The 7,770-nt window shown below is 63.0% G+C and carries 10 protein-coding genes; 5 read left to right on the top strand and 5 right to left on the bottom strand.

The features are described from left to right. A partial coding sequence (locus WAW85_RS03660; protein WP_422558290.1) for a sterol desaturase family protein occupies positions 1-839 on the bottom strand: 839 nt, incomplete at its 3' end. 71 nt (positions 840-910) lie between these two features. Here WAW85_RS03660 and WAW85_RS03655 point away from each other — a divergent pair. Then, complete coding sequence (locus WAW85_RS03655) at positions 911-1,609, top strand: TetR/AcrR family transcriptional regulator (RefSeq protein ID WP_422558289.1); 699 nt, start codon at positions 911-913, stop codon at positions 1,607-1,609. Here WAW85_RS03655 and WAW85_RS03650 read toward each other — a convergent pair. Then, positions 1,585-1,899 carry a hypothetical protein gene (locus tag WAW85_RS03650; RefSeq protein WP_422558288.1) on the bottom strand — a complete coding sequence of 105 codons (315 nt, stop codon included), beginning with the start codon at positions 1,897-1,899 and terminating at the stop codon, positions 1,585-1,587. The genes WAW85_RS03655 and WAW85_RS03650 overlap by 25 nt on opposite strands. Positions 1,900-1,938: 39 nt before the next feature. Between WAW85_RS03650 and WAW85_RS03645 the strand changes: the two genes are divergently transcribed. From WAW85_RS03645 to WAW85_RS03630, 4 genes are all read left to right on the top strand, one after another. Continuing rightward, a complete protein-coding gene (locus tag WAW85_RS03645) occupies positions 1,939-2,232 on the top strand; it encodes a hypothetical protein (protein ID WP_422558287.1) in 294 nt (97 codons plus the stop codon). A gap of 38 nt (positions 2,233-2,270) precedes the next feature. Next, the gene (gene trxB, locus WAW85_RS03640; protein WP_422558286.1) at positions 2,271-3,212 is read left to right on the top strand and encodes a thioredoxin-disulfide reductase; all 942 of its coding nucleotides are present in this window, start codon (positions 2,271-2,273) and stop codon (positions 3,210-3,212) included. A 25-nt stretch (positions 3,213-3,237) separates the two neighbouring features. Beyond that, positions 3,238-3,573 carry a thioredoxin gene (gene trxA, locus WAW85_RS03635; RefSeq protein WP_422558285.1) on the top strand — a complete coding sequence of 112 codons (336 nt, stop codon included), beginning with the start codon at positions 3,238-3,240 and terminating at the stop codon, positions 3,571-3,573. A gap of 90 nt (positions 3,574-3,663) precedes the next feature. Next, positions 3,664-4,797, top strand: coding sequence for an N-acetylmuramoyl-L-alanine amidase (locus tag WAW85_RS03630; protein WP_422558284.1), 1,134 nt, complete (start codon positions 3,664-3,666; stop codon positions 4,795-4,797). A 98-nt stretch (positions 4,798-4,895) separates the two neighbouring features. Here WAW85_RS03630 and WAW85_RS03625 read toward each other — a convergent pair whose 3' ends face one another. The 3 genes from WAW85_RS03625 to WAW85_RS03615 all read right to left on the bottom strand — a co-directional run bounded on the left by WAW85_RS03625 (position 4,896) and on the right by WAW85_RS03615 (position 7,719). Continuing rightward, on the bottom strand, positions 4,896-5,594 hold the full coding sequence (locus tag WAW85_RS03625) for a hypothetical protein (protein ID WP_422558283.1): 699 nt from the start codon (positions 5,592-5,594) through the stop codon (positions 4,896-4,898). A gap of 107 nt (positions 5,595-5,701) precedes the next feature. Beyond that, positions 5,702-6,769, bottom strand: coding sequence for a ParB/RepB/Spo0J family partition protein (locus WAW85_RS03620; RefSeq protein WP_422558282.1), 1,068 nt, complete (start codon positions 6,767-6,769; stop codon positions 5,702-5,704). Further along, on the bottom strand, positions 6,766-7,719 hold the full coding sequence (locus tag WAW85_RS03615) for a ParA family protein (protein ID WP_422558281.1): 954 nt from the start codon (positions 7,717-7,719) through the stop codon (positions 6,766-6,768). Before WAW85_RS03615 ends, WAW85_RS03620 begins: the two co-directional genes overlap by 4 nt. Positions 7,720-7,770 lie beyond the last annotated feature (51 nt).

The following is a 7,770-nucleotide window of genomic DNA, read 5'->3' as shown; positions in this document are numbered from 1 at the left end:
ATGTAGCCGAGCTTGTCACGAAAGCCGGTGGCCCCGGCGACGTCGCGGCCGATACTCACGTACTCGTGGGTCTGCAGTTTCCAGATGTTGTACGTGTCGACCTGTTTGGTGAGCCCGTACTGCGGGCGGAAGATCTCCGGCGCGAAGCTACCGAAAAGCCGGTCCCAGATAATGAAGACGCCACCGTAGTTGCGGTCCAGGTACTCCGGATCGCTGCCGTGATGCACCCGGTGATGCGACGGGGTGTTCATTACGAACTCCACCGGGCGCCACATCTTGTCAATGCGCTCGGTGTGCACCCAGAACTGGTAAATCAGATTCAGCGAGTACACCGCGAAGACGACGGCCGGCGGGACGCCGAGTACGACCAGCGGCGCCCACATGATCATGCTCATCGAGTTGTTCCACTTCTGCCGCAGCGCGGTGGAGAAGTTGAAGTATTCGCTGGAGTGGTGCGCCTGATGCGTCGCCCATACGAGGCGCACGCGATGGGCGATGCGGTGTTCCCAGTAGAACAGGAAGTCAAGGCCAATGAAGCCGATCGCCCAGGTGTACCAGGCGGTCATTGGCAGGTGCCACGGGGCGAGGTAGGTAAAGATCGCGACATAGGCGAAGAGCGCAAGGAACTTCGCGAGCGCCGATGTGCCGATGGATACGACGCCCATCCACAGTGACGCCTTTGTATCTTGGCCGTAGTAGGAGCCCGCCGGCGGGCGTCCCGCCGAGTCCACATCCTTCAGCTTTGCGGCGGCCAGGAACTCCAGGCCGAGCATCAGCACAAAGAACGGGATCGCGAGAACCGTCGGTTCCCGCATCGCGGTGGGCAAGAAGTCCAGCATGTCTGACACATTAGCGTGTCAGATACCGGGAGTCCAGAGCCGCCGTGCTCTGCACCGTAAGATGAACGACGATGGTTAAGGCACAAGAGCGCGTGTACGGCGGGGTCAGCGCACAGGACCGGCGCGAACAGCGGCGCACCGCATTGATCGAGTCCGGGCTAGAACTGTTCGGCACGGAGGGCTACCTCAACGTGCCGGTCAAACGGATCTGCGACGAGGCCGGCCTGACACAGCGATACTTCTACGAGTCGTTCAACGATCGCGAAGGCCTGCTCGACGCGGTCTACCGATATTGTGTCGAGAGCCTGCGCGAGGCGACCTCCCTGGCCGCCATCGAATACTTGGCCGACGTGCCCGAGGTGCAGGGCGGGGGAGCGGTACCCGAGGCACACATCGGCGGACTCGCCCACGTGGCCTTCGGTGCCTTCTTGGACACTCTCACCGTTGATCCACGACGCGCACGCCTCATCCTCATCGAGGTGGTCGGGGTAAGCCCAGCACTCGAGCGGCTCCGCATCGGGGCCATCCACGATTGGGCCGACCTGATCATCGGTTTCACCACGACCAACCCCGCGGCCGCGCCGCCGCAGAAACGGCTCGCGGCGATCGGTCTGGTCGGCGCGATCACCCAGCTGCTGGTCGACTGGCAGATGGCCGCCGTCAGACCGGTGTCCCCGCGCAGCGGCCCGGATCTGTTCACCGTCGAGGCCATTCACGATGTCATCACCGAGATGCTGATCGGCACCTACGAGCGCGTCTTCCGCTCCTGAAGTACCGCCACGGCATCGGCCAGATCGTCAACGACGAACTCGTACTGCGAGCCATCGCCGAGCGTCAGCACCAACCGTTCGATCTGGCGCGCCAGCCGACCGCCGCTTCCCGGTGCCGTGCCGATCGCCACGAGGTGCTTGACGGCCACCGAGAACCGGATCCCGTCCACGCGCGCGGCCAGACCCCTCGGTTCGAAGACCACATGGGTCGCAGTCAACTGCAGTTGGCCCTTGGCCAAACCGCGGCCCACGGGCCGTCGTGCTCGCCAGCTTCGCAATACTTCTTCCACCCGAAGGAACCTACCGGTCCTCCCGTGCGTCTAACTAATGTGGAACAAGACGATTTCGGACCCGAAGAGGTGAGCGCACAGACGATGTACCCAGAACCTCCGTTCGACGACGAGTTGCTCGCCGACTACGACGCCGGCGCACTGTCGCCGGAACTCACCAAGCACATCGCCGAGCGCCTGCCCGACGATCCCCACGGGCGTCGGGTCCTGGCGGCGCTCGCGGCAACTCGCGCCGAACTCGCTGCCGCACCGCTTCCCGATGAGCCGATTCCCGACGCCGTTGCCGAGCGACTGAGGAACCTGGTGCGCGGCGATGGGAACATCTCCCCCTAGGCTGGTGTTGAACGCGGAAGCAACCCGAAAGGCACCTGATGAGCGACACCGCCCACCCGATCCACGAACTGATCATCGTGGGGTCCGGCCCGGCCGGCTACACCGCCGCGATTTACGCGGCACGAGCCGAGCTCAAGCCGGTCTTGTTCGAGGGCATTTCCTTCGGCGGCGCCCTCATGACCACCACCGAGGTGGAGAACTATCCGGGCTTCCGCGGTGGCATTCAGGGCCCAGATTTGATGGACGAGATGCGCGAACAGGCACTCCGCTTCGGTGCCGACATTCGCACCGAAGAGGTGGACGAGCTTCGCCTCACCGGTGAGATCAAAGAGGTCCACGTGGGCGGCGAGGTGCACCGCGCCCGTGCCGTAATCCTGGCGATGGGCGCCGCGGCGCGCTATCTGGACGTCCCGGGAGAGCAGGGATTTCTGGGCCGCGGCGTGTCCTCCTGCGCCACCTGCGACGGATTCTTCTTCCGCGATCAGGACATCGTTGTGGTCGGTGGCGGCGACTCAGCGATGGAGGAAGCCACCTTCCTCACGAAGTTCGCCCGGAAGGTCACGCTGATCCACCGCCGCGACGAGTTCCGCGCCTCCAAGATCATGCTTGAGCGCGCACGCGAGAACGAGAAGATCGAGTTCCTGACCAATGCCACGGTGAGCGAAGTCCGCGGTGAGGGCGGTGTCAGCGAGCTTGTCATCACCGACACCCGCACCGGCAACTCCCACGTGATGGCGGCGACCGGAATGTTCGTGGCCATCGGACACGATCCGCGCAGCGAACTGGTCCGCGACCAGATCGCCATCGACGACGAAGGATATGTCGAGGTGCAGGGCCGCTCGACGTACACCGACGTCGACGGAGTCTTCGCTTGCGGCGACCTTGTCGACCACACCTACCGCCAGGCGATCACCGCCGCCGGCAGCGGCTGTAGCGCGGCGATCGACGCCGAGCGCTGGCTCGCGGCCCACGAATCCTGACATCTTCGATCCGAAGGAGAACCCCGTGGCAAACCATGCCATTGACGTTACCGACGACACCTTTGCCAGCACCGTGCTCGAGTCCGACAAGCCGGTGCTCGTCGACTTCTGGGGCACACACTGCGGCCCGTGCAAAATGCTGGCCCCGGTGATCGACGAGATCGCCCGCGACCACGGCGAGAACCTCACCGTGGTGAAGGTCAATGTTGAAGAAAACCCGGCCATCGCCCGCGATCTGCAGATCATGGCTGTACCGACCATGATCGTGTACTTCGGCGGAGAACCGGTCCAGACTATTCGCGGAGCGAAGTCCAAGGCATTTATTCTGCGCGAACTCGGATCGGTTATCGGTACCGACTGACCGCTAGGCCAATCGACCTGTTCATTTGTCGCCGCTCTCATCGACCTGCGACAATAGACCGGTAATTGAGCAGGACGATCTGGGAGTCACATGGCAACGTTGCGTCGAGGGGATCAGGGCTCCGGTGTCGCCGAAGTCCGCGAGATTCTCGCCCGGCTCGGGCTCTTGAACGTCGCCGCGACCCCATCAGGTAATGGCACCGGCGACTTCTTCGACGCCGACTGCGAGCGTGCGGTCCTCGCCTTCCAGCAGCAACGCGGACTGATGGTCGACGGCGTTGTCGGTAATGCCACCTACTCGGCACTGCGGGAAGCGTCGTATTTCCTTGGTAAACGGACGCTGGTGTACATGCTGTCCGCTCCGATGCGCGGCGACGACGTCGCGAGTCTTCAGGGGCGGCTACAGAGCCTCGGCTTCTACCACGGGCTCGTCGATGGCGTCTTTGGTCCAGGTACGCACGAGAGCGTGATCAAGTATCAGTCTGAGTCCGATCTGACACCCGACGGCATCTGTGGACTGGCGACCCTCAAAGCGCTGGACCGGCTGGGTCTCCGGATCAAGGGCGGCTCATCACACGCCATCCGTGAGGAGGAGTACGTCCGCCAGTCCGGTCCGCAACTGACCGGTAAGCGAATCCTGATTGACGCGTTTTCTGACCAGAACACCGAAGAAGAGAAGGCCCTCCTCTGGGATATCGCCAGCCGACTTGAGGGCCGCATGTTGGCGGCCGGGATGATCACCTCCCTTTCACACGACCGCACCGCCTCGCCGACCGACAACGAGAAGGCGCGCGTCGCCAACATGATCGACGCTGATCTGATGATTGCCCTACGTTTGGGGAACTACCCCAATCCCCAGGCCAACGGCGTCGCTACCTTCTTCTTCGGCACGCACCACGGCTCTTACTCGACTATCGGGCGAAACCTCGCCAGCTACATCCAGCGTGAAGTCACCGCACGCACTTCACTGCTGGACTGCCGAATCCATGAACGGACCTGGAACCTCTTGCGGCTCACCAGGATGCCGACAGTGGTGCTCGAGGTCGGGTACGTCACCAATCCCCACGATCTCCGGGTGCTCAGCTCGGCCAGTGATCGTGACATTATCGCCGACGCGGTACTGGTGGCCGTTAAGCGCCTTTACCTGCAAGGCCGCGACGATCGGCCCACAGGCACCTATACCTTCGCGGATCTCCTTGCCGCCGAACAACTTCCCCAGTATTAGCGCCCACTGCGCAACGTCCGAGTGAACTCTGGCCCCAGCGGATTCGCTGGGGCCAGATTGTTTCCCGTGAAACGTCGTCAACCGACCAGCCTGGTCGGTCAGCAACTCCCTTGCAGCACAACACTTTCAGCGATGACGAGCTTCGACAGAGCATGTTCTACTTGCTGTTTCCAACCCAAGTCGCCGGCGAGGTCGAGACGGAGCCTGGGCAAGTACTGATCCGCCGACACCACCTCGAAGCCAGACTCAAGCAGAAATTCAGTCGGCAGAATGCACTCCGCACACACATTGCCAGCCACCCCACCGCCGAGCAGGAGAGTCACCAGATCACCGGCCAGCTCGTCTCCGGTCGCGGTGTAACCGAAGGTCTCAATCGCTCGCATGCCGCGGCGGATGACATCCGCGATAACCGCATCCAGCAACAGGGGAGCGGCGGCGTCGAAACCCGGCTCGACGGTGATCTTCGTCAGTAACACCGCATCCGCCGCCACCGGACCGGATGGGAACCGCTTACGGCGCGGTACCCGATTCGGCGGCGCATAGAACGCCGATCCGACGATGCGCTCAGTCGACGGCTCGATCGCGATCTGAGAGCACGACCCCCACTCGAGCATCAGCCCGGAGACCCAGGCCTCCTTGTCGAACTCGCTCTCACATCCCCCGAGCGATCCGGAAAAAGCATCGTCGAGCACATCCGCTGATCCGTCGGGGTCCACTTCCCAAAAGACGCAGCGCCGGGTGTGAAGCGGAAGACGATCGAACCCTTCCAGCTCCAGCGACGTGATCGACACACCCATGCCCCTTTGGTGTCCCTCTCCTACCCGGGTTTCGCTTAGCTAACTAAGCGTCACAGTGACGTTTCTCGGCCCATACTCCCGTATGGGGTGCCGCAACGGCAGGATTTCTAGCTTTCGGAAATCACGCCGACAATGCGTTCCAGGTCGTCGACCGATCCGAATTCGATCACGACCTTGCCCTTACGCTTGGACAGACTCACCGTCACTTTGGTGTCGAGCCGGTCGGAGAGACGATCGGCAACATTCTGCAGCCCTGGCATCTGCATCGGCGGGCGACGCTTTGTGGGTGTCGGGCCCCCGATCGCACCGTCATGGTTCGCGAGTGTCACCGCTTCTTCGGTGGCACGTACCGAAAGACCTTCAGCGACGATGCGCGCCGCCAATGCTTCCTGTGCCTCCACTCCAGTGTCCAGCGACAGCAGTGCCCGCGCATGACCGGCGGACAAGACGCCCGCAGCAACTCGTCGCTGTACCGGAATCGGAAGCTTCAACAAACGAATCGTGTTCGTGACGACCGGACGCGAGCGCCCGATGCGGTTTGCGAGCTCCTCGTGGGTCACATCGAACTCTTCGAGAAGTTGCTGGTACGCGGCCGCCTCCTCCAACGGGTTGAGCTGCGCACGGTGAATGTTCTCCAAGAGTGCGTCACGGAGCAGATCGCCATCACGGGTCTCCCGGACGATCGCCGGAATCTTGTCCAGCCCCACCCGCTGACTCGCACGCCAGCGACGCTCACCCATGATCAGCTGGTAACGGACACCACCGGGCCTGGGGGAGGGGACCTCCCGAACCACGATCGGCTGCATCAGCCCGAACTCCCGGATGGAGTGTTCGAGCTCGGCCAGCGCCTCTTCGTCGAATACGGTGCGCGGCTGTTGGGGGTTCGGTTCGATCTCGGTCGGCGGGATCTCTCGGTAGACGGCACCGATGTCATCGGTCGCCAACGCGGGGGCGCCGCCACCAATCAGGACGTCGGCGGCGGCGGCACCCATCCGCGTGGTGTTTACGCCGTGGCCAGTGCCGCGCTCGTGCTCCTCAGCGACTGTTGCCGGCAACCGCGGGGAAGCGCTTCCACTCCGACTAGCCGGAGACTGATTGTCCGGTGCTGGCGGCTCAGTCGGAATCAACGCAGCCAGACCACGGCCCAGGCCTCCTCGCTTATCGCGCTTGTTCACTGTCCGCTCTCCTTCGTGCCAACCTGCTGTGCCAACTCGCGTGCCGCATCCAGGTAGCTCATCGCGCCACGCGAACCCGGGTCATAGTCGATGATCGTCATGCCGTAACCCGGCGCTTCGGAGACCTTGACGCTTCGGGGAATGATGGTATTCAGTACCTTCGGACCGAAGTGCGAGCGCACCTCGGCAGCGACCTGGTCCGCCAACTTGGTCCGTCCGTCGTACATCGTCAGCAGGATAGTGGAGACATGCAGCCTCTTGTTGAGGTGCGCCTGCACCAGCTCGATGTTGCGCAGTAGCTGCCCAACGCCCTCCAGTGCGTAATATTCGCACTGAATAGGGATGAGCACCTCGCGGGCAGCGACCATCGCATTGACGGTCAGCAGACCCAGCGACGGCGGGCAATCGATGAGCACATAGTCGATACCGAGCTCAGTCAGCACCTGCGGATCGAGCGCGTTACGCAGCCGACTTTCCCGGGCTACCACCGAAACCAGTTCGATCTCCGCACCGGCCAGATCGAGCGTCGACGGCACGCAATACAGGTTCTTGTTCGACGGCGAACGTTGAATCGCATCGCGGAGCGGCACGTCGTCAAGCAACATCTCGTATACCGAGGCGATACCGGGCTTGCGGTGGTCAATGCCCAGTGCGGTACTGGCATTGCCCTGTGGATCGAGATCGATCACGAGGACCCCGATTCCGTGCAGCGCCAATCCGGCAGCGAGGTTCACGGCCGAGGTCGTCTTGCCGACGCCACCCTTCTGATTAGCTACCGTCATAATCCGTGGCCGGGCAGGGCGGGGGAGCGTACCTGTGCCACCGGGGGTCAAGATCTGACTCGCCCGCGCGGCCGCCGCGGCGATCGGCGTATCGGCGAAGACATCATCCACTGGTACTGAATTGCCGTCCGTTTCACGTGAAACGGCGGCGCTCTCATTGTGCGTCATCCGACAGGACTCCCTCTGGTTCGTCTCTAGTATTCTGCGCTCTGTGACTGG

Source organism: Gordonia sp. (in: high G+C Gram-positive bacteria) (genome assembly GCF_049299075.1).
Lineage (GTDB): Bacteria > Actinomycetota > Actinomycetes > Mycobacteriales > Mycobacteriaceae > Gordonia.
The sequence above is the reverse complement of the archived record's forward strand: the minus strand, read 5'-3'. Positions and strand labels throughout refer to the sequence as shown.

Excerpts from the sequence above, each read along its gene's own strand:
- WAW85_RS03625 (WP_422558283.1), bottom strand. The coding sequence starts at position 5,594 with ATGGGTGTGTCGATCACGTCGCTGGAGCTGGAAGGGTTCGATCGTCTT.
- WAW85_RS03630 (WP_422558284.1), top strand. The coding sequence starts at position 3,664 with ATGGCAACGTTGCGTCGAGGGGATCAGGGCTCCGGTGTCGCCGAAGTC.
- WAW85_RS03615 (WP_422558281.1), bottom strand. The coding sequence starts at position 7,719 with ATGACGCACAATGAGAGCGCCGCCGTTTCACGTGAAACGGACGGCAAT.
- trxB (WP_422558286.1), top strand. The coding sequence starts at position 2,271 with ATGAGCGACACCGCCCACCCGATCCACGAACTGATCATCGTGGGGTCC.
- WAW85_RS03655 (WP_422558289.1), top strand. The coding sequence starts at position 911 with ATGGTTAAGGCACAAGAGCGCGTGTACGGCGGGGTCAGCGCACAGGAC.